Genomic DNA, 19990 nt, shown 5'->3' on the forward strand with positions numbered 1-19990 from the left:
AGTTTTTGGAACCTGTGTTTTTAAGGCCCGCCCTGGTGTGTCGGCGGGCCTGAGTTTTTACCCGGCGTGGAGTTTTCAGATGATAGCGATGATGGTGTTGGGAGCGGCGATTGGAGTGGTTTTCTGTTTTCTGATGAAAAAGCAGGAGAGAAATTTCAGGGAAAAGCTGTTCAGTGAGTGCGAAGTCCAACTCAAAAAGGGAAACGCTGAAAAGTTTATTTCCAATGTAATAGAGCACAAAGACAAGTGGATCCGGTCCATAGCCCTTATTCGAAAGCCTTTCAACAAGCAGGTCAACCTGGTCATTGAAACCATGGCCGTTGTGCTGGCATTGCTGGCTCTCGTCAATTCACTCACCAATTTCGACAAACTTTTCAGCACTGTCATTCAGGGAGAAGTTACGGTGGCCTTCTTGAGTATGGTCCTGGCCTTCATTCCCACGGAATGGGTGCTCTCCAATGCCATTGATAAAGACGTAACCGCTGTTTTGAACGATCTGAGAGAAGCCGTAAAGAACAATCGGTTGAAGTCGTTTCTTGACGAAGCGAAGCAGAATGGGTGAAACTCTTGGAGACTATCTCAAAATGGGGTTTTTGAAGCATTCTGCCGTTCGTGGTCACGGCAGCCGCTCTCTGACCATGGCGTCCGCTCTGGAAAAAAGACCATCGATGTTTTCCATTAATTCTCGAGTTTCCTCTTCGTATTCCCTCACAAAAGATGCATCGCGAATGTTGAAAAGGTTGGTTCGAATGTTCTGCAACGCAATGATTCCGGCTGCCCTGGCGATGTATGCAGCAGCACCTGCATCGTTGAGAGCGTTGGGGTTTCCCTCCTTGATGGTTTTTTCGACCCCTCGCATGAGCCTTTCCACGACGCGGAGGGTCTGGAGCGGAACTTCCGCCGCCTTCTTGAAGGCTTCCTGAAGATTTGCCTGTCTTGCCGCCTTTTCTGCCTCTGTTCCTTTGGGCAGCCCATAAGCTGCCAATACCCTCAGATAAGCCTTGGAATCGTCTTCGGCCAGACGAAGAAAAATCTCCGAAAGTTCCTCGGCTTCCCCTTTGACTTTTTCCATGGAATTCCATGCGTCTTTGAATTTTTCACGCTTTAGCGTGATCCCCGCCACCATAGCCGACAAAGCGGCTCCGAGCGCCCCGCAGAGTGCTGCGACACTTCCTCCGCCGGGAGTGGGGTTGGGGGAAGCCACCTCCTCTACGTAGCGGAAAACCGGCAGTTCCCGGAATTGCGTCATGACACCTCTTCTCCCCGTTTGAAGACTTTCACTATGGGAGAGACGCCTGCACGGTAGGGCAGGATAGCGGGGGTCTTTCCGTCCAGAAGAAGAAAATCGGCCGATTTCCCCACATCCAGACTACCTACGGTTTCAGCCATATTCAAAGCATAAGCCGCATTCAGTGTCGCCGCCACTAGCGCTTCGTTAACAGTCATGTGCATATTGTAGACTGCCAGGCCAATGACGAAAGGCATGGATTCCGTGTAGGAGGAGCCTGGATTGCAATCGGTGGCGAGAGCCAACGGAAGACCCATTTCGACCATTTTCCGCGCCGGTGCATATCCTTTGCGCATGCTGTAAGCCGTTGCGGGAAGGAGGACTCCGATGACTCCCCGTGCTGCCATGGCCTGAAGGTTTTCTTCGCCTGCAGCGAGGAGATGGTCGGCGGATGTGGCCTGGAGTTCAGCTGCAAGCGCCGATGCTCCCGGGTCATGTATTTCATCGGTGTGCATTTTGATCTCGAGCCCCGCACCCTTTGCCGCCTCCAGAATCCGTCTGCTCTCAGCCAAGGGAAAAATCCCTTCTTCGCAAAAGACATCGCAAAACCTGGCGATCCCTTGCTTCGCGACGGCCGGGATCATTTCCTCGATGACGAGTTCGGCATATCCCCCAGGATCATGCGCGTACTCTTCCGCAATGGCATGGGCCCCCAGGAAGGTGGCCACCACGTCCAGGGGAGTTTCCCTTCCCACACGATCGATGGTTTGCAGCATTCGAAGTTCGGTGGTGGTGTTCAAGCCATAACCGCTCTTGATTTCAAGGGTGGTAGTGCCCAAACGCAGGGCGGAAAGGGCGTGCTTGAGGGTAGCTGAAAAGAGTTCTTCATCGGACGCGGCCCGCACTGCGCGTACAGAGGATAGAATGCCTCCACCCTGTTGAAGGATTTCCAGGTAGTCCGCACCTTGCAGGCGCATGAGAAATTCTTCTTCCCTTGGAACGGTGAAGCACATGTGTGTATGAGGGTCCACGAAACCGGGAATAAGACAGAGTCCCCGGCAGTCTATTTCCTGGTTGACCTCACCCGGAGAGAGGGATGCGAAAACTTCCTCTTCCGTGCCCACATTCTTTATCGTGCCATTTAGGCAGTAGAGAGCGCCGCGTTCGAAAACCTGGACATCTCCCTGTTTGCTTCCAGACAGGGGAATTCCCCGGTCAATGGGTGTCGTGATGCGTGCGTTCCTGAAGAGCTTTCGTATCATGCTTCATCCTCTCCCAGCATTTCCAGCAACCGCATTTCAATGATCTGATCTGGGTCGAAACCGGAAATCTGCATGTAGTGAGCTGTACTTTCCAGGAGGGCTATGGCGGGAACCATTCCATAGATCTCCGTTTCCACGATGGCGACTCCCCACCTTTGAGCTTCCATGCGTACGAGTTCCAAAACCCTGTAGAGAGCATTCCTTTCATAATCCACAATGTTCATGCTTACCTGGACGCATCCCCGTTCCTGCAGAGCGACCCCCATGGCCTTCACATGAGCCAATTTCTTGCATCCTTGGCCATGATGGCTACCTCTCCGGTTTGGAACATCGCCTGATTTCATGTTTCAGTTCCCGAAGACAGGTGCTCACCAGCGTTGGAGTCCAGGTCTCTTACTTCAACCCACAAATGATTCCCGAATCGCTGGAGCCCTGGAAAGGAAGTCGGTGAATTTCCCTTATCCCGGCCTGAGCGAGCATGTCCATGATTTCCCGTTCCGAATAGGATTGACCGTTGGTGGTTCCCAGCAACATGTTGAGAGAGAAAAGAGCGGGGAAGACGGGGCCGTCCATGGTGTCGTTCAAAATGAATTCGTGAATGAGAATCATACCCCCGGGTTGGAGAACCGAAGCGGCTTTCTTGACAATCGTTCGACAATCTTCGGGTCCTTCGGCATGGAGAATTTGGGAGAGCCAGGCTACATCGTATGTTCCCTCGATATTCTTTTCCAGGAAATTGCCTTCCATGAAATCGATACGGTCGGAAAGCCCGAATGCGGCGATGGTTTTTTGCGCAAAGGGCCTCGTAGTGGGAAGATCGTACACAGTGGCTCGGAGCTGAGGATTGTGCTTGCAGAAATGAATGGCGTAGGTTCCGGGACCGCCGCCGAGATCCAGGAGGTGTTTGCGGCCGCTGAGATCGATCTGGGGAACCAGCTGCGGAGCCAGATTCATGGCCATGTTGAACATTCCCATGAGGAAACTCTCCCGGCGTTCATCATCGGAGAATGCCGACCTGGTTCGCACCGGCCTCCCCGTTTGTACCGCCTGATTCAGTTTGGACCAGGATTCCATCAAATGATGATGGTGCATGATGATATGGCCGATGTATCGAGGTGAATTCCTGGAAAGAAAAGATTTGCCCGTAGAGGTATTGGCATACCGGTCGCCTTTTTTTGCCAAAAGCTGCATGGATGCCAGGGCGTTGAGCAACATGGTCACGGCCCTTTCATCCGTTTGCGTTTTTTGAGCGATTTCTCCGGCCGTGAGTGTTTCCTCTCCGATTGCCGTGAAGATGCCGAGTTTGACCCCTGCGTGCAGCGCACATGTTTTCCAGTAATAACCGGACAGCTCAAGGAGCTCTCCGGGATTCCATTCTTTTTCGTTCATAGATATACTCCTTTCACTGAAAGGATCCTTTTTCTGAATCGACTTGTCCCACAGAGCGAATCGATCTTTTCCCCATCAATATAGAAACGATTCCGACAAACTCAATGCGGATTGCGGCGGCAATTCCTCTGTTCACGGTCGGTTGTAAATATTATATTACCGTCAAAATACGCCGTCTGCAGGTCGGGATTCCTCTCCCGACGCTGGATGCCGGGTTTCCAAACCCGACCGGCGCTTTTCATGGTTGGAGGTGAATGTTTCGGGATGTTCATGTCATGTTCAGTCTGTAGGTATATGGGAGTTGACAGATTTTAATATCCCGTTATTCACCACGGAGACACGGAGGGACGGAGAAGAATTTGGAATTCTTGTGGAATCCCTCTTTGGTAAATGGGGATTTCAAGAGCGACTCACCCCCTGTTCATTCTCTGAGTCCCTTGGAAGGAGCAGCCGGGAATGGCTGAGGAAGATCTTTCAAAACTGCGCATTGAAAAGGCTTCGGTTTCTGCTCGCCGTATAAAAAGAAAGCGGTATGGGTTCCTGATTTTTGCGGTTCTGCTTCTAGCGGGGGGAGTGCTCCTCTATCGGACCGGGGTTCTCTTGCCGGCGGTGGATGTGCGCGTCACCAGTGTCCAGAAGATATATCCCTCTCAGACCTTTACACTTCTCAATGCGAGCGGCTATGTGGTGGCTCAGCGAAAAGCGGCCCTGGCTTCCAAAATCACGGGGCGGCTCATCTACCTTGCCGTAGAAGAGGGGAGCGAGATCAAGGAAGGGGACCTTGTCGCCCGGCTGGAAAATGAAGATGCTCATGCGGCGCGGGATAGGGCGAAAGCCAACGTGGAAGTGGCGCGGCTCAATTTGAATGAAGCGCGAGCCGAATTGGAAGATGCCCGCAGTTCTTATGCCCGCAGGAAGAGGGTGGTGGAGAAGGGAATGGTTTCGGAGCTGGAGCTCGATGCCGCTGAGGCGCGCTACAAAAAAGCGGTTGCCGTTCTGGCAGCGAGGGAGTCGGCGCTGATAGCCAGTCAGGCGGCTTTAAAGGAAGCTCAGGTTACCGTGGAATATGCCTCGATCCGTTCCCCTTTCGATGCGGTCGTTCTCACGAAAGATGCCGATGTGGGCGATATCGTGACTCCCCTGGGAGCGGCCGCCAATGCCAAGGCTGCTGTCGTTTCCATCGCGGACATGGATTCGCTGCAGGTGGAGGCGGATGTTTCTGAATCCAACATAGAACAAGTCCGCGTGGGGCAACCCTGTGAAATCGAATTGGATGCGTTTCCAAATGAACGTTTCAAAGGGCACGTGCATATGATTGTCCCGACGGCCGATCGCAGCAAGGCCTCGATCATGGTGAAGGTGGCCTTCGAGAAGAGGGACCCGCGCATTCTCCCCGAGATGAGCGCCAAGGTCGCTTTTCTTGCCCGTGACATTGAAGAGGGCGAGGAAAAACCTGTAACCGCTGTTTTGTCGCAGGCTGTTGCCGAACTGGAAAGGGAACCCTTCGTTTTTGTGCTGAAGGACAACCGTGCGGAAAAGAGATCGGTTCGGGTCGGCAGAGCGCTTGGGAGCTACAACGAGATAGTCGATGGAGTGAAGGTGGGCGATAAAGTGGTTCTGGAGCCCGGTAAGCTGAAAGATGGTGCCAAGGTCAGTATTCTGGAAGGATAGATGAAAGAGAAAATGCCCCTGGTTGAAATCAAGGGTCTGTGCAAGTCTTACCGGCGCGGAAACCAGGTCATTCCTGTGTTGGAGGGTATTACCCTCAATATCGAAGAAGGAGAATTCCTTGCCCTCATGGGGCCTTCGGGGTCAGGAAAGAGTACCCTTCTGAACCTCATCGCTGGTCTGGACCATGCGGATGGTGGAACGATCCTTGTGGCGGGTGAGGACGTCACGTCGCTCAACGAAGCGGAACTTGCCGCCTGGCGCGCCGGCAATGTGGGATTCATTTTTCAGTTTTACAACCTGATTCCCGTACTCACGGCTTTTGAAAACGTCGAACTGCCCCTCCTTCTCACCAATCTCTCCAGGAGGGAACGGCGCCGTCATGTGGAAACGGCGCTCCAGCTGGTAAGCCTTCAAGACCGCATGGATCATTATCCCGGGCAACTTTCGGGGGGGCAGCAGCAGAGGGTGGCCATCGCCCGGGCGGTGGTTTCGGACCCGACAATCCTTGTGGCGGACGAGCCGACGGGAGATCTCGACCGTGCTTCCGCCGAAGATGTCTTGAAGCTCATGGACCGCCTCAGTGATGATCTGGGAAAAACCATCATCATGGTGACCCATGATCCTCGTGCGGCCAGGAGGGCTCATTCCATGAAATTCCTGGATAAAGGCGTGCTCGCCGATGCTCCTGAAACTACTCTTTCGGAACTCTTTTAGACACAAGCTCCGAACGATCCTCACCATATCCGGAATCTGTGTGGCGATTCTCGCTTTCGGCATGCTGCGCACCGTCATTAGCGCATGGTATGCCGGAGTGGAAGCCTCATCGGCCAACCGCCTGGTGATTCGAAATTCCATATCCCTGGTCTTTTCCCTGCCGCTTTCCTACCGGGAAAAAATCCGAAGCGTGGAAGGGGTTCAGCTCGTTTCTTACGGGAACTGGTTTGGGGGAGTCTACATCACGGAAAAGAATTTTTTCGCCAACTTCGCCGTGGAACCGAGGGGTTACATGGCTCTCTATCCGGAGTATATTCTTTCCCCGGATCAGGAGGAAGCTTTTTTCAGGGATCGAAAAGCTTGTGTGGTGGGCCGGAAACTGGCAAGGCGGTTCGGATGGAAAATCGGAGACAACATTCCACTGAAAGGCACGATTTTCCCCGGCAACTGGGAGTTTGTTCTTCGGGGAATTTACCGCGGGAAGGATGCCACCATCGATGAAAACCAGTTCTTTTTTCATTGGTCCTACCTCAATGAAACCCTAAAAAAGACGCAGCCCCGAAGAGCGGATCAGGTCGGCTTTTACATCGTCGATGTGGCCAATGCCGATATGGCTGCTCAAACAGCGGATAACATCGACCGGATGTTCAAGAATTCCTTTGCGGAAACCCTCACCGAGACTGAAAAAGCGTTCCAAATGGGTTTCGTTTCCCTGAGCCAGGCGATCATCACCGCTATAAGGCTGGTGTCCCTGGTGGTGATCGTGATCATTCTGGCCGTAATGGCGAACACTATGGCCATGTCTGTGCGGGAGCGGATGCATGAGTACGCCGTGTTCAAGACCCTGGGGTTTGGGGGAGGATACATTGGCGGGCTCATTCTGGGAGAGTCGCTCGTCATCTCATGCATGGGGGGAGCCCTGGGAATCCTGCTCACTTTCCCTGCGGCGCATGTCTTTTCCAGGGCAGTGGGGGATTTCTTTCCCGTTTTCAATGTGGCGGAAGAGACCATCTATCTGGATATTCTCGCTTCATTCCTTGTGGGTATCCTGGCGGCCATTTTTCCCATGTGGCGCGCCATGTCCGTGCGCATTGCCGAGGGGATACGAAGGATTGCCTGAATGGAGCTTCTCTTTTTCTACAGCTTTCGAAACCTTCTGACGCGGCGGTTGACCACGGTTCTTACAGCTTCAGGCATGGCGCTGGTTGTATTTGCATTTGCCTCCATCGTCATGCTGGCGGAAGGGCTGCAGAAGACTCTCGTGCAAACGGGTTCTTACGACAACGTCATCGTGATTCGGCGGGGCGCCGGATCTGAAGTTCAGAGTGGAGTGGAACGCAATCAGGCTGCCATTGTGGAAACTCAGCCGGAAGTTGCGATTGGAGATGACGGCCGGCGGCTTCTGGCAAAAGAGCTCGTGGTGCTCATCACATTGGAAAAACGGGGGACGGAAAGCAGATCCAATGTGGTGATCCGCGGAATTTCCGATACATCTCTTGTGCTGCGGCCACAGGTGAAGCTCGTTTCCGGGCGTCTTCCCCGGTCGGGGCTTTCAGAAATAATGGCAGGTCAAAGTGTCGCCAAACGCTTCAAAAACGTTGGACTCGGCGAAGAGATTTTTTTCGCCACGCGGTCGTGGACCATCGTTGGAATTTTCGATGCGGGTGAAACGGGCTTCAACTCGGAAATATGGGGGGATGTGGACCAGCTCATGCAGGGTTTCAGAAGACCCGTTTATTCTTCGGTCATTTTCAAGCTTCAGGATTCGTTGGAATTCGATACGGTCAAAGAACATATCGAAGGAGACCCTCGGCTGACGCTCGAAGCCCGGCGTGAAACCAAATACTACGAAGATCAGTCGGCAGCCTTGGCCAAGTTTCTGAGAATTTTGGGAATATCCCTCACCATCGTGTTTTCGTTTGGAGCCATCGTTGGTGCGATGATCACCATGTATTCGGCAGTGGCAAACAGGACCGCAGAAATCGGCACCCTGAGGGCATTGGGCTTTCAGCGAGGGAGCATTCTCCTGGCCTTTCTTCTGGAATCCCTCATTCTTGGACTTATGGGAGGCCTGGCGGGCCTCTTCTTCGCTTCGTTTCTTCAGTTTTTCACCATCTCGACCACAAACTTTCAGACCTTTTCCGAGCTGGCTTTCAGCTTTGCCCTCACTTCTCAGATCGTCTACCAGGCGCTCATCTTTTCCCTGATCATGGGATTCGCCGGAGGCATCTTGCCCGCTTTTCGGGCCTCCAGGATGAATATCGTGGAGGCCCTCAGAGAGGCATAACGCATCGCACGGTTACCGGGAAGAAAACTTGGTGGAACGCATGAATTGCGAGTGCTTTTTCAGATCCTGCTGCAGATCGCCCATAGATTCGATGACCATGACAAGAGTGCCGGTATCCGCCCAATTGAAGAGTTCCTTAGCGGGGTCCAGCGGCAGAGTCACACAGCCGTGGGAGCAACGCGGCTCCGTGATGTCTCCCGCATGGATCCAAACCACTTCATAGATCCTCAGTGCCCACGGCATCCACGCCGGGCGGCCGTATGAATTGGTATAGCTTCGGGAATAGTGATCCGGGTCCTTTTCCAGGACCCTGTAAATTCCTGCAAGAGTCTCTTCGCCCTTCCTGCCGATGCAGATCTGCGTGTCTCCCCTGAGGGTGCCCCTTTCGTACCAGCCAATAAAGAAGTTCTCTTTGTCTATGAGAATAAACCTGGGAATGTCATGGATTTCGGGTATGTTCACGGGTAGGGGGGTCCAGTTTTTGTATGCGCGGAAATCGTTCGGAACCTTCATGATGCGGCCGGTTCGCATATCGTCGGAAATATAATAGGGTGCTTTGGCATTCAACCGGGCGAGGATTTCCTTGCACCGGCTGACCGTCAATTCCGGGTCCGTTTCACAGGCCTGCGTCAGTTCATCTTCGGTCACGGTGCGTTTGGTCCACCCCTGGACGGGGATTTCCGGCACCACCTTCTTTTCGGTTTGGGTGACCACCGGAGGTGGGGTTTGAGAAACACGGGATTGATAAACCTCTTTTGTCCCACATCCCCACAAGAGTGTGCAACCCATCCAAATCACCAGCCACTTCCGTTCCAATAAGTTTTTCATCCCTTAAGCCCTTCCGTTAAACCCTTTTGTACAAAACTCCAGGTCTTCCGTGCCATTATCAGGAGTTTGTCCGCATCTCTCTACCTTTTAGCGGAGAGGCAATATAGCAAATTTTGAGGAATTCTCACGAAATTTTTGTCATTCAAGGGAGAAGAAAGAGAAGAACCGGGTGTGGCTTACTTTCTTTTGAAAGGCATCATGGAGATACTCCGCTTGATTCCAAAGGGAAAATCACAGTCGACATAAGGCAACTCGGAGTCACGAACTTGACAGATGCCGGCGGGAGCCCTATAACTGGCCTAAATTGATTCTGCTTGAATGTACTTCTCAAATGTCGATTGGAAGTTTGATGTGAAGGGATTGGACTTCTCTTTGACGTCTTTTCATTTTTCGTTGAGAGTGCCCCGGTCATGGGGGATCAATGATCTGCATTTTTTGAGTCTTACAAGTCCTTTTTTTATGTAAAAAGAGTGGCCTACTCTCGACCGTCGAGAGTTTGTTCTATGTCGTGTCACTGGACAGGATCTGAACGTGAACATAGAATCGAGGAGGTAAATCATGAACAAAAGTAAATTATTTATGATGCTTACAGTGTTCATTCTGAGTATGGGACTGTTTTGGGGCTGTGGTGAGAAGAAAGAGCCCGAGAAAACCACAACGACCGCTCCGACTGCTGTTACTCCGGGTGAAGTGAAAAAAGAAGCCAAAGAAACGGTGGATAAGGCGACTGCACTCGTAAAACAGCAGAAGGAAGAGTACGAAAAGAAACTGCAGGCTGCCTTGGATGATTACAATAAAAAAATTGAAGAGTTAGACGCTAAGGCCGCAACCATTAAAGAGGAATCCAAGGCACAGTTTGCTAAAGAAATGGAAAAGCTGAAAGCAGAAGAGCAGGAATTGGCGAAGAAATTGACCGCTCTCAAGTCCGATACGGGGACGGGTTGGGAAAACATAAAAACCGGCCTGGATAATTCTTTGAATGAGTTGAAAAAATCCTATGAGCAGGCTGCTTCTCATTTCAAATAACCTCAATGAAGAACCTATCCGAAAACCCCTTGTGGACTTTGCGACACCCCCCTTAGTCCCCCTCGAGGGGGGAATTGAAGGGGGGTGTCTGCTGCCGAGGAATGTTTTCGGATAGGCTCTAAACAGGGCGGTTACAACGAAGGATGAAATTCGCATCTCGCAGGAGCGTGTGATTTTGCCTGTTGATTGTCGTGGGCAAGGGGCGTTTCTGCAGATAATTTCAAAAAGCCATGGGGATTCAAAAGAATCCTCCCCATGGTTTTTTTGTGTATGCTGAAAAAGATGTCAGAGAAACGACGTGTTTTGGGTTGGAGCGGACACGCCGCCTCATGGGACTGCCGCCTTTTCCTTCAGCAAGAAATCAGGGCAGGACCTTCACGGGTGTGCCAACGCGTATCACTTTGAAGAGTTCATCCATGCTGCTGTTGTTCAAGGCAATGCAGCCTTCAGTCCAGTCAAAACGATTTCCTCCACCGTGGATAAAAATGGCTCCCCCCAGTTTTGTGTTGTAAGGGGGAAGAGTCATATTTTCGTTGGCCTTCACAATATTTTTGTAATCCCCCGGGGAGATAATGCCCATGTTCAGAGCTTCCCAGGCATGTTTAGGGCTCGGGTAGTTGAGGCCGAGAGACTTGTAAAATTTGCTGGAAGCATTTTTCTTGCAAATGAAGAACTCTCCTTCCGGAGTCCTTCCGTCTCCCTGAAAGAGCTTGTCGCCTGAAGGGTTCGGCCCAAGCCCTATCTTATAATCTCTTACGATAACTCCATCATTGAGCACCAGGAGTCTGCGATCTTTCTTCAAAACATAAAGTGATGGGTTCGAGACCGCAGAAAGAGGAAAATTAAAATCTACAGCACAGTAAGGCACACCTTCATACTCGGGCCTTGAGGGTTCCGAAGGAGGTAAAACACATTTTGTAATGCTGGGAGGCTTTTGTTCGACTGTAGAACAAGAAGGTAGAAACAAAATGAGAGTCAAAAAAAGAGACAATGCGACCGCGTTTTTTTCCTTCCAAAGCAATTTAGTACCTTTCATTTTTTTCCCTCATTACATGGTCAATCTTGACTTGAACCATCTTGCCTCACACGACACCAACAAAACATTTGTGTTCACTGAAAAATATTGTTTAGCAAAATCCACGCCTCATCCTCTAGAGTTGGAGGTTGTGGACTTTTGAGGTACGGAAGGGGGAGGTTTATTTTTTGTCGTCCCCTTCAGGTCCTTTTGAATATTTTTGAGTGAATCCGTGATCAAGACGGGAGTACCTTTGTCGGCCCAACGGAAGAGCTCCTCTGCGGAGGAGAGGGGAAGATTGATGCATCCATGGGAGGAATAGCCCCCAACGACATCGCCGGCGTGGATCCACACGTTTCCATAGACCTTGAGAGCTAAAGGCATGGCTGCCGGGCGTCCGTAAGCATTGGGATAGCTTTGGGAGACGTGACTTGCATCCTTTTCTTCCACCTTGTAAAGGCCGTTTCTGGTCCATTCCGGCTTCTTGCCGATGCATGTGATGGTATCTCCCACAAGCTTTCCCTTTTCGTACCAGCCGATAAAGGGGATATTCTTCACCACGAGGATGAACTTGGGAACATGCCTGACATGTTCAATGCGATCCGGCAACGGAGACCAGTATCTAAATGCGTGAAAATCGTTGGGCACTTTCAATGGGCATTTCTTCTTGATATCTTTTGCAATGTAGTAGGATGCCTTGCCGTTGAGACGGGCCAAGATTTCCAGGCAGGTGAGACGGTCAAGGCGGGGATCCTTTTCCCCCAGGGTCTGAATTTCCTTTTCCGTCATCACCCGTTTTTTCCATTGTCTGCTGAGATTGACCGTTTTGGCTGGGGATTTTTGAGAGCTGCCCCGCTTTTGTTCTTGCGCATTTTCAGAATGGGGCCACTCGTAAATCTGATCGAGATTAACCTGCTTGGCTGCGCATCCACAGAACATGCTGCAGGCAAAAAATACCCATCCCCACCTCGCCAGAAACGGGAGGCGCCAAATCCGGCATGTCTTACGCATAAAATCAGGTTTTTTGCATATGAAAAAACAAACAGCTCAAAGCCCTTTAGGATATCTTGAAAGCGACACCGCCGGATCTGCCTTTTGAAACAGGCGGACCATGCAGTGGGGCTACCCATAAAAAGTTGTTCTCCCCAAAACACCCCGTTCACTAAAACAGGATGTTTTTGAATGCTACGCCCTACCAGAGAATTCGGTGAATTTCAACCACTAGATGATTAAACGATCGATTTTGTGTGTTATAGATGAGCTGATTTTCACAGCTTTGGGAGTTGAAATGGAATCATCTTTTTTGGTGGGGGCACAAAGTGCCTCTTGTGACGATAACCTGACCCCTGGAAAAGCGGCAGAAATCTGGACCCGCTGCCGCATCGATGCAATGGAGAAGAGCGTAAACCCATGAATGTGAATCGCCTTAAAATGCAAATCGAATTCATCGTCGAAATGGACAAGTTGAAGCGCGTTGTGCGTCAAACTCTTTTAGCCGATGCTTCCCGCCAGGAAAATTCGGCCGAACATTCCTGGCACATCGCCATAATGGCTTTTCTGTTGCAAGAATATGCAGAAGTGAAGCCGCTCGATATCTTTCGCGTCGTGAAAATGCTCCTGATCCATGACCTGGTTGAAATCGATGCGGGAGACACTTACTGCTACGATGTAACGGCCAATCAGAACAAGGCCGAGAGGGAGCAAAAGGCTGCAGATCGCCTTTTCAATATGTTGCCTCCCGATCAGTCTGAAGAATTGCACGCTCTCTGGAATGAATTCGAATCGGGTGTAACTCCGGAATCCCGTTATGCCGCGGCGCTTGATCGTCTTCAGCCGTTGCTCAATAACTACATCACGGGTGGAAAAATGTGGCAGAAGCATGGGGTGAAGAAAAGCCAGGTGATTTCAAGGAACCAGCGCATCGAAGCGGGGGCTCCGGACCTGTGGAAATATGCCCTTGAGCTCATCGATGACGCGGTAGCAGGGAAAATGCTTTCTGAATGAGGTCCTGAAGCGGCTCAAAGTAAGCCTTTTTGCTTCAGAATAACGATGGACGTGATCTCCGTCTTCTGCAGGTAGACGGTTGTTGTGCTCAAAAGGGAGTGTCCCAGGAGGTCCCGCACCATGGTGAGAGGCACTCCCGCTTCAATCATCTCTATGGCACGGGTGTGACGCAGAATATGAGGGTGCGAAAGATGCCTGGGAATGTCCGCCTCTTCTGCTCTCTTATAGAATTCTCTTCTGAAATTGCCCTGGTCCAGGGCAAAAACATTTCCACGCATACCGGGAAACTCGGAAAGGTATTCAATGACCTGAAGTATGAGATCTTCGGGTACGGGAATCATTCGCAGGACTTTTTTTATCGATGAAGGCCCTTCGATGGTGACTTTGATCTGGTGCAGGCGGTAATCAATGTCGGTGGAATCATCTATTCTCAATATTTCCCCAAGGCGTGCTCCCGTAAAGCGCAGATAGAGATATACCAACCAGTATCTTCCACGCACACGGCGGATATAGCTGTTCGGCGCAGAGTCCTTCCAGATTTCAAAGGATTGCGTAAGCCTCTGTACCTGAGCCCGATTCAGGTAGTCGACGGGTGAACGGGGACCGGAAACAGAGGGTGGATTTTCATTGCTGATGCCCTTTTTGACCATGACTTTCTCTCCCCTTTTTCGCATGCACGCGCGAATCATTTGTTCTTATAGATAGGCATAAAAAAGCCGTTTTTCAATATGAAACTTACTTACACGAATTTTTTTTTAATCGTGTATTGACACCTTTTTCGGCTAATCTTACTTTGAGCTCGAATGAGTGAAATGCCGAAAGATCAAAGACAATTAACTGGAAAGGAGGACTTCTCTATGGCTATCGTTCGTTATTACAATCCCTTTGAATTTTCGAATCCATTTCAGGAAATGGCAAGACTGAAAAGAGAAGTGGACCGACTCTTCTCCGGTTTTATGGGAGAAGGTCCTCAAATGGTAACTTCCGGCGTGTTTCCTCCAGTCAATGTAATGGAAGATGAAAACAACATTTACGTCTATGCGGAACTGCCCGGAATTCAACCCGTTGATATCGATATTTCTGTCGTGGGAAAAACGCTCAACCTTCGAGGCGAACGCAAAGCCGACGAAGTGGAGAATGTAAACTACCATCGCCGTGAACGCAGGTTCGGAAAATTCCACAAAGCCCTTACCCTCTCTCATGATGTGAATGTAGAAGGAGTGGTGGCTGACTTCAAAGACGGCATTCTCAAAATCATTTTTCCCAAAGCGGAAACGGCTAAACCCAAGAAGATCGAAGTCAAGACGTCATAGTGAATTGTGACGAAAGGCCTTCAACGCTTCTCGCAGAATTGAGGACAGGAGGTAGAATCATGGCAGAAAAAGATCTGCAGGTGCAGGAAAAGAAAGAACTTCAGACGGGGGCTGAGAGCACCCGCAATGTGCCGGTCTATATTCCCCCGGTGGATATTTATGAATCCGAAAGTGCATTGACTTTGGTGGCCGATATGCCCGGAGTTCCTATCGATGGCGTCAGCATCGATCTGGACAAAGACAAACTCACCATCAGAGGAACCGTCGGCACGGAAGAGTGTCCCGGTCGACTTCTGTTGCGCGAATACACCGTGGGCGATTATTACAGGCAGTTCACTCTTTCAAATGTAATTGATCAGAACAAGATCGAGGCTTCCATGAAAAACGGGGTACTGCGCGTAATCCTTCCCAAGTCGGAAGCTGCAAGGCCTCGTACAATCACAGTAAAAGCATCATGATCCCATGAGATGAGTCGATATACCGGAACTCACGGAGAGGAATCGGCAGGGAGAGTCGATCCGTAGAGGTCCCGGTTAAAAGACACCATGAGTATGGTTGATGCGAGGGGCGCCACCCGTTCCTGACAAAGGAACGGGTGGCGCCTCCCATTGGAATTGGAGGCATCAGAAAAGAGGCAATTCCACGTTTGCTCCCCGGCAGATTTCCTTTCCAACATAGCTTCCTTATATTTTTTAACATTTCAAACCTTTCTCATTGACGACGTGCATTCCGTATGTTTGATAGAAAGAGCTGTCAAATCCGCTTGGATAATCTCGCGGCCGTTTCGTATCTCTCTATTCGACTGCAACTTATTTGGTGTTATCGACATCGAAGAGAAAACCCTCTTTCTTTTTTATGAAAACTGGAAGAGCAGGGAAGCCCTGGATGCCCGCTAGGCGAAAAGCCGCATCAAGACTTTTTTCGAAAAGGCTGATACCCTGTTGCTTAAACCTGTAAAGATCAGTCTCTAGGAGATGCAGAGTAAAAGAGGCTGAAACACACGGCACGCATGAGGGAACCCGAGAGAAGTTCAGTGTCTCACAAATGCAAGGAGGAATCGAGATGATCCGGGAACAATCCAATTCCAATGTGTCTGGCTTTCGATTATCCGACGACAAGTTTGAAGAGGTCCTGCTTTCAGGAGATCATGCCGGCATGCTGGAACGCTATTTTGGGGAACAGCAATACGAGGAGCTTCGTGAACTTGCGAGACAGGCCAATACCAGAAGCGTTCGCGGCGGACCTCGAGTACTGATTCTTCCCGGAATAATGGGTTCGAAGCTGGGTCAGCGTGGACTGATCTTTGACGATGTATTATGGATCGATCCTGTCGAAATCGTGCTGGGAAGACTGGAATCTCTGGCTTTGGACCATACGCCGACAACATTTGAGGCCGTTGGCGTGATTCTCCTTGCGTACCTCAAGTTGAAGCTCAGACTGAAGAGTGCGGGCTATGACGCGGATTTTCATCCTTTCGACTGGAGACAGGATATTGCCTTTCTGGGCAGACAGCTGGCCGACCGGATAAACCGTGAGAGCGCATCGAGGGTGTATCTGGTCGCTCACAGCATGGGAGGGCTGGTAGCGCGCGCTGCCATGGCACAAAATGTATCTAAAATCAAACGCTTGATCATGCTTGGAACTCCCAATCATGGATCGTTTGTTCCCGTACAGGCGTTGCGAGGAGTCTATCCCGTTGTGCGCAAGGTGGCCGCAGTGGACCTTCGCCATACTCCTGAAGAGCTGGCCTCTGAGGTTTTCAACACCTTTCCCGGACTCTATCAGATGTTGCCATGGAAGACGGTTTTTGATGACATCGACCTCTACGATTCGGGGAGTTGGCCGGAAACGGGACCCCGCCCTCGGGCCGACTTGCTCGCGAGTGCTCCCGTAACCCAGCAGATGCTGGCTTCTGCGGATGACCGCTTTGTACTCATCGCCGGAGTCAACCAGGAGACCATTACCGGACTCAAACAGGGGAACAGCGATTTTAAATATGAGATGACTCCAAACGGGGATGGGACGGTTCCTCTTGCCTTCGCTCAGTTGCCGGGTGCAAAAACCTATTACATAGAGGAATCCCACGGCAACTTGCCCAATAACGCCTTGGTGGCCCAGGCCGTAAAGGACATTCTCTCCACAGGAAGTACTGCGATGCTTTCCGATGAATGGACGCCGGTCCGCCGGGCGGTTCCAAGGTGGGTGGATTCCAGGGAATTGCAGGTTCCCGTCTTCGAAGGACGACGAGGGGCTGCTGTGAGGGAAAGCGAACTGCGGCATCTCATAGAGGAGTTTGCCGCGCCCGGTGTTGCGGGCCCCGAGGCACTTCCTCCCAGCGCCGCCAAGCCCTATGGGCAGCCCAGGAGCTACGCTCACGAATTCAATCGACTCGTTGTCGGACGCAGACGTCAGCAGCGCCTGGACATTCGGCTGGCTCTCGGAAGCATCACCGAGGTGGATTCCGATGCCTATGTGTTGGGGCTTTTCAAAGACGTGGAACCGGCGGGGGCTTCCAAGGCTCTCGATCGGCGGCTGGATGGCGTGATTTCGGAATTCACGGCGCGGCGCATGCTTTCGGGAAATATCGGTGAGGTCTTTCTGCTACCCACCGGGCGCCATCCCGTGCGGGCGGATATGATCCTTTTTGCAGGGTTGGGGGCGTTTGACCTTTTTACGGATGAAGTTTTGCAGCTTACAGCGGAAAATATCATTCGTACTTTCATTCGGACTCGCATCGACGATTTCGCCACGTTGATTCTGGCGGGAGCATCGGGGATGGGAACGACTCGATCCCTGGAAAACCTGCTCATCGGTTTTTTCAGGGGACTTCGCGATGCGGATTCGAATCACCGCTTTCGGGGAATCACTTTCTGTGAGATGGACCCGAAACGGTATGATGAAATGAAGCAGGAAATATATCGTCTATCGAGTACACCGCTTTTTGAGGACATTGAAGTGACCCTCGATGAAGTCACTCTGCCGCCGGCCGTGGAGCCCGAAGAAGGCAGGGGACTTCCTCCAGGGGGCCGCGATCCCGCTTACCTCGTCGTCCGTCAGGAAGGGGAATCCGACAGCAGTCTCCATTTTCGTGCCGCAGTGTTGACCGCCGGGGCCAAGGCGACGGTCATAACGGGAGTCAAGGAAATCAAGAAGAGTGATCTGGACGTTCATTTGCGATTGATCGAAACAGATCGCTTCACGTTCCCAAAACTTTCCGGTTATGGGGAACGATTGGCGGAGTTGATCCTCACCCCCGAAGTGGATGCCGTGCTCAGCACCATGAAGGACCACCATTTGGTGCTGGTGCATGACGCTCCAAGTTCACGCATACCCTGGGAAACATTGCGGGTGAGGGACTGGTTTCCCGCCATGGAGGGGGGACTCAGTCGCCGCTACGCAGCAGAGAACCTATCCGTAGCCAAATGGCTGGAAAAGCGCAGCTACGGCGAGGTGCTCGACCTGCTTCTGGTGGTCAATCCGACGCAGGATCTGGAAGGAGCCGAGGAGGAAGGAAATCGCATCGCCGAGATTTTTGGCGCCAACCCGGGAGTACAGGTCCATCTCCTGAGGGGTGCCGAAGCTACGAAACAAGCTTTGCTCGCCGCATTTACTTCGGGAAAATACGATGTCATTCATTATGCGGGGCATGCCTTTTTCGATGCTCTACACCCATCGCGCAGCGGAATCGTTTGCAGCGGTGGCGACCCGCTTCGAGGATCGGAACTTGCGGGGTTGGGGAACCTTCCCGGCCTGGTCTTTTTCAATGCGTGCGAGGCGGCCCGTATCCGCAAGCGGGGAGATACGAAAGCTCCGGAAATGCACAAACGCATCGGGGTGAGCGTCGGTCTGGCCGAAGCATTTTTGCGAGGCGGCGTCGCAAACTATGTGGGAACCTACTGGCCGGTGGGGGACGCTCCAGCTAAAACCTTTGCAGAGATCTTTTACACCCGGTTGCTCGCTGGAAAATCCATCGGTGAGTCTCTGCTTGAGGGGAGGAAGGCCGTGGCAGAACTCAAATCTGTGGATTGGGCCGATTATATCCACTACGGCAGTCAGAACTTCGTACTGAAAAGAGGGGAGTCGGATTGACCGATTTCCATATCTTGCAAACAAGGGAAAGGAACTCAATCAGAATGATTTCAGATATGTCCCGGTCAGTCAGGGGGGTCCTCCAATCACTACCACGGGGTGGCGGCTTTCTACGGGATGCTGCGCGCTCTTTTCAACCCAGTTCCGAGGATGTATGGGTGTCGTCGAAGCTCATCCGGGAATATGGACTGGTAGATGGCGCCCTGGTCGAGGGGACGGCTCAAAGTGGGAAAAAGGGATATCAGCTGGCAACCGTTGCGTCCGTTTGCGGTCTATCGCCGGAGCAGTTCAGGATCCGCACCCCGTTTGACAGGCTGGTGCCCATCGATCCGAGGGAAAGGATCAGACTTGGAGACGGGGGAAACATTTCCATGCGCGCCATCGAATTGATCGCTCCTGTCGGCAAAGGGACACGGGGGCTGATCGTGGCGCCACCCAAGACGGGTAAAACCCGCCTCTTGGAAGAGATTGCCAATGCGATTCACACCGCCGATCCGGGGACACGTATTATCGTCCTGCTGATCGATGAACGGCCTGAGGAAGTGACTCATTTTCGTCGAAGTGTGCCGGCGGAAGTGCTGGCCAGTTCCAACGATCAGCACATCCAGTCGCACGTCAACCTGGCTGAAATGACTTTGGCGCACATCCGCTGTGAACTGGAATGCGGTCGCGATATCGTCGTGCTGCTCGATAGCATCACGCGTCTGGGCCGTGCGTTTAACCTGCACGGGGCGGGCTCAGGCCGAACCCTGTCAGGCGGGCTGGATGCCAAGGCTCTTGAGATTCCACGACGATTTTTCGGACTGGCCCGCAACATCGAAAACGGGGGCTCCGTGACGGTAATCGCCACGGCGCTCATCGAAACGGGTTCACGCATGGATGACTATATTTTTCAGGAGTTCAAGGGGACCGGCAACAGCGAGATCATACTCGACCGTTCACTCGCGGAAGCCAGGATTTTTCCGGCCATCAATCTGCTGACCAGTGGTACGCGCAAGGAGGAACTCCTTTACTCCAGTAACGAAATAGCCTGGCTGGCCGCTCTGCGGCGTCGCCTGGCGGACATCGGACCGAAAGAGGCCATGCTCGAATTGCTCCGACTTCTGGAGAGGACTCCGACCAACGACCAACTTTTCCAAGCGGGCAGACCTATAGAGGTATGAA

Annotated in this window: 19 protein-coding genes; 11 read left to right on the plus strand and 8 right to left on the minus strand. The window is 51.9% G+C overall.

The window, feature by feature from the left end:
- The first annotated feature begins 79 nt into the window (after positions 1-79).
- Positions 80-562, plus strand: coding sequence for a hypothetical protein (locus QMG16_RS01695; protein ID WP_281791932.1), 483 nt, complete (start codon positions 80-82; stop codon positions 560-562).
- Between the two features lie 54 nt (positions 563-616).
- Here QMG16_RS01695 and QMG16_RS01700 read toward each other — a convergent pair whose 3' ends face one another.
- From QMG16_RS01700 to QMG16_RS01715, 4 genes are all read right to left on the minus strand, one after another.
- A complete protein-coding gene (locus QMG16_RS01700; RefSeq protein ID WP_281791933.1) occupies positions 617-1249 on the minus strand; it encodes a cyclodeaminase/cyclohydrolase family protein in 633 nt (210 codons plus the stop codon).
- Entirely contained in the window at positions 1246-2490 is a 1245-nt protein-coding gene (gene hutI / locus QMG16_RS01705) for an imidazolonepropionase (RefSeq protein ID WP_281791934.1), read from the minus strand. Before hutI ends, QMG16_RS01700 begins: the two co-directional genes overlap by 4 nt.
- On the minus strand, positions 2487-2774 hold the full coding sequence (locus QMG16_RS01710) for a hypothetical protein (protein WP_373878650.1): 288 nt from the start codon (positions 2772-2774) through the stop codon (positions 2487-2489). Before QMG16_RS01710 ends, hutI begins: the two co-directional genes overlap by 4 nt.
- Before the next feature lie 109 nt (positions 2775-2883).
- Positions 2884-3879: a methyltransferase gene (locus tag QMG16_RS01715; protein WP_281791936.1), complete on the minus strand. Its 996-nt coding sequence runs from the start codon at positions 3877-3879 to the stop codon at positions 2884-2886.
- A gap of 456 nt (positions 3880-4335) precedes the next feature.
- Here QMG16_RS01715 and QMG16_RS01720 point away from each other — a divergent pair, with 456 nt between their 5' ends.
- The 4 genes from QMG16_RS01720 to QMG16_RS01735 are packed head-to-tail and all read left to right on the plus strand — an operon-like array spanning position 4336 to position 8551.
- Positions 4336-5550 carry an efflux RND transporter periplasmic adaptor subunit gene (locus QMG16_RS01720; protein WP_281791937.1) on the plus strand — a complete coding sequence of 405 codons (1215 nt, stop codon included), beginning with the start codon at positions 4336-4338 and terminating at the stop codon, positions 5548-5550.
- The gene (locus tag QMG16_RS01725) at positions 5551-6264 is read left to right on the plus strand and encodes an ABC transporter ATP-binding protein (protein ID WP_281791938.1); all 714 of its coding nucleotides are present in this window, start codon (positions 5551-5553) and stop codon (positions 6262-6264) included.
- The gene (locus QMG16_RS01730; RefSeq protein ID WP_281791939.1) at positions 6230-7384 is read left to right on the plus strand and encodes an ABC transporter permease; all 1155 of its coding nucleotides are present in this window, start codon (positions 6230-6232) and stop codon (positions 7382-7384) included. Before QMG16_RS01725 ends, QMG16_RS01730 begins: the two co-directional genes overlap by 35 nt.
- Positions 7385-8551 (plus strand): ABC transporter permease, encoded by a 1167-nt coding sequence (locus QMG16_RS01735; RefSeq protein WP_281791940.1) that lies wholly within the window; start codon positions 7385-7387, stop codon positions 8549-8551. It begins immediately after the preceding gene.
- 12 nt (positions 8552-8563) lie between these two features.
- Here QMG16_RS01735 and QMG16_RS01740 read toward each other — a convergent pair whose 3' ends face one another.
- Positions 8564-9379, minus strand: a complete 816-nt coding sequence (locus QMG16_RS01740) for a L,D-transpeptidase (protein ID WP_281791941.1) — start codon at positions 9377-9379, stop codon at positions 8564-8566.
- A gap of 558 nt (positions 9380-9937) precedes the next feature.
- Here QMG16_RS01740 and QMG16_RS01745 point away from each other — a divergent pair.
- Positions 9938-10405, plus strand: a complete 468-nt coding sequence (locus QMG16_RS01745; protein WP_281791942.1) for a sll1863 family stress response protein — start codon at positions 9938-9940, stop codon at positions 10403-10405.
- 361 nt (positions 10406-10766) lie between these two features.
- Here QMG16_RS01745 and QMG16_RS01750 read toward each other — a convergent pair whose 3' ends face one another.
- Positions 10767-11273, minus strand: a complete 507-nt coding sequence (locus QMG16_RS01750; protein WP_281797017.1) for a L,D-transpeptidase family protein — start codon at positions 11271-11273, stop codon at positions 10767-10769.
- Positions 11274-11549: 276 nt separating this feature from the next.
- Positions 11550-12209: a L,D-transpeptidase gene (locus QMG16_RS01755; RefSeq protein WP_281791943.1), complete on the minus strand. Its 660-nt coding sequence runs from the start codon at positions 12207-12209 to the stop codon at positions 11550-11552.
- 621 nt (positions 12210-12830) lie between these two features.
- On the opposite strand from QMG16_RS01755, the gene QMG16_RS01760 reads away from it, so the two are divergent.
- Positions 12831-13424, plus strand: a complete 594-nt coding sequence (locus QMG16_RS01760; protein WP_281791944.1) for an HD domain-containing protein — start codon at positions 12831-12833, stop codon at positions 13422-13424.
- 14 nt (positions 13425-13438) lie between these two features.
- Here QMG16_RS01760 and QMG16_RS01765 read toward each other — a convergent pair whose 3' ends face one another.
- Positions 13439-14074 (minus strand): tyrosine-type recombinase/integrase, encoded by a 636-nt coding sequence (locus tag QMG16_RS01765; protein ID WP_281791945.1) that lies wholly within the window; start codon positions 14072-14074, stop codon positions 13439-13441.
- 207 nt (positions 14075-14281) lie between these two features.
- Between QMG16_RS01765 and QMG16_RS01770 the strand changes: the two genes are divergently transcribed.
- From QMG16_RS01770 to rho, 4 genes are all read left to right on the plus strand, one after another.
- Entirely contained in the window at positions 14282-14737 is a 456-nt protein-coding gene (locus QMG16_RS01770; protein WP_281791946.1) for an Hsp20/alpha crystallin family protein, read from the plus strand.
- Between the two features lie 59 nt (positions 14738-14796).
- On the plus strand, positions 14797-15195 hold the full coding sequence (locus QMG16_RS01775) for an Hsp20/alpha crystallin family protein (protein WP_281791947.1): 399 nt from the start codon (positions 14797-14799) through the stop codon (positions 15193-15195).
- A gap of 604 nt (positions 15196-15799) precedes the next feature.
- Positions 15800-18826 (plus strand): alpha/beta fold hydrolase, encoded by a 3027-nt coding sequence (locus QMG16_RS01780; RefSeq protein WP_281791948.1) that lies wholly within the window; start codon positions 15800-15802, stop codon positions 18824-18826.
- A gap of 56 nt (positions 18827-18882) precedes the next feature.
- Positions 18883-19989, plus strand: coding sequence for a transcription termination factor Rho (rho, locus tag QMG16_RS01785; RefSeq protein WP_281797019.1), 1107 nt, complete (start codon positions 18883-18885; stop codon positions 19987-19989).
- Position 19990: the final 1 nt, after the last annotated feature.

It is taken from the genome of Desulforhabdus amnigena (assembly GCF_027925305.1).
GTDB lineage: Bacteria > Desulfobacterota > Syntrophobacteria > Syntrophobacterales > Syntrophobacteraceae > Desulforhabdus > Desulforhabdus amnigena.

Excerpts from the sequence above, each read along its gene's own strand:
- QMG16_RS01765 (WP_281791945.1), bottom strand. The coding sequence starts at position 14,074 with ATGGTCAAAAAGGGCATCAGCAATGAAAATCCACCCTCTGTTTCCGGT.
- QMG16_RS01760 (WP_281791944.1), top strand. The coding sequence starts at position 12,831 with ATGAATGTGAATCGCCTTAAAATGCAAATCGAATTCATCGTCGAAATG.
- QMG16_RS01770 (WP_281791946.1), top strand. The coding sequence starts at position 14,282 with ATGGCTATCGTTCGTTATTACAATCCCTTTGAATTTTCGAATCCATTT.
- QMG16_RS01695 (WP_281791932.1), top strand. The coding sequence starts at position 80 with ATGATAGCGATGATGGTGTTGGGAGCGGCGATTGGAGTGGTTTTCTGT.
- rho (WP_281797019.1), top strand. The coding sequence starts at position 18,883 with ATGTCCCGGTCAGTCAGGGGGGTCCTCCAATCACTACCACGGGGTGGC.
- QMG16_RS01720 (WP_281791937.1), top strand. The coding sequence starts at position 4,336 with ATGGCTGAGGAAGATCTTTCAAAACTGCGCATTGAAAAGGCTTCGGTT.
- QMG16_RS01725 (WP_281791938.1), top strand. The coding sequence starts at position 5,551 with ATGAAAGAGAAAATGCCCCTGGTTGAAATCAAGGGTCTGTGCAAGTCT.
- QMG16_RS01780 (WP_281791948.1), top strand. The coding sequence starts at position 15,800 with ATGATCCGGGAACAATCCAATTCCAATGTGTCTGGCTTTCGATTATCC.
- QMG16_RS01755 (WP_281791943.1), bottom strand. The coding sequence starts at position 12,209 with ATGACGGAAAAGGAAATTCAGACCCTGGGGGAAAAGGATCCCCGCCTT.
- QMG16_RS01775 (WP_281791947.1), top strand. The coding sequence starts at position 14,797 with ATGGCAGAAAAAGATCTGCAGGTGCAGGAAAAGAAAGAACTTCAGACG.
- hutI (WP_281791934.1), bottom strand. The coding sequence starts at position 2,490 with ATGATACGAAAGCTCTTCAGGAACGCACGCATCACGACACCCATTGAC.
- QMG16_RS01740 (WP_281791941.1), bottom strand. The coding sequence starts at position 9,379 with ATGAAAAACTTATTGGAACGGAAGTGGCTGGTGATTTGGATGGGTTGC.
- QMG16_RS01745 (WP_281791942.1), top strand. The coding sequence starts at position 9,938 with ATGAACAAAAGTAAATTATTTATGATGCTTACAGTGTTCATTCTGAGT.
- QMG16_RS01730 (WP_281791939.1), top strand. The coding sequence starts at position 6,230 with ATGCTCCTGAAACTACTCTTTCGGAACTCTTTTAGACACAAGCTCCGA.
- QMG16_RS01735 (WP_281791940.1), top strand. The coding sequence starts at position 7,385 with ATGGAGCTTCTCTTTTTCTACAGCTTTCGAAACCTTCTGACGCGGCGG.
- QMG16_RS01715 (WP_281791936.1), bottom strand. The coding sequence starts at position 3,879 with ATGAACGAAAAAGAATGGAATCCCGGAGAGCTCCTTGAGCTGTCCGGT.
- QMG16_RS01700 (WP_281791933.1), bottom strand. The coding sequence starts at position 1,249 with ATGACGCAATTCCGGGAACTGCCGGTTTTCCGCTACGTAGAGGAGGTG.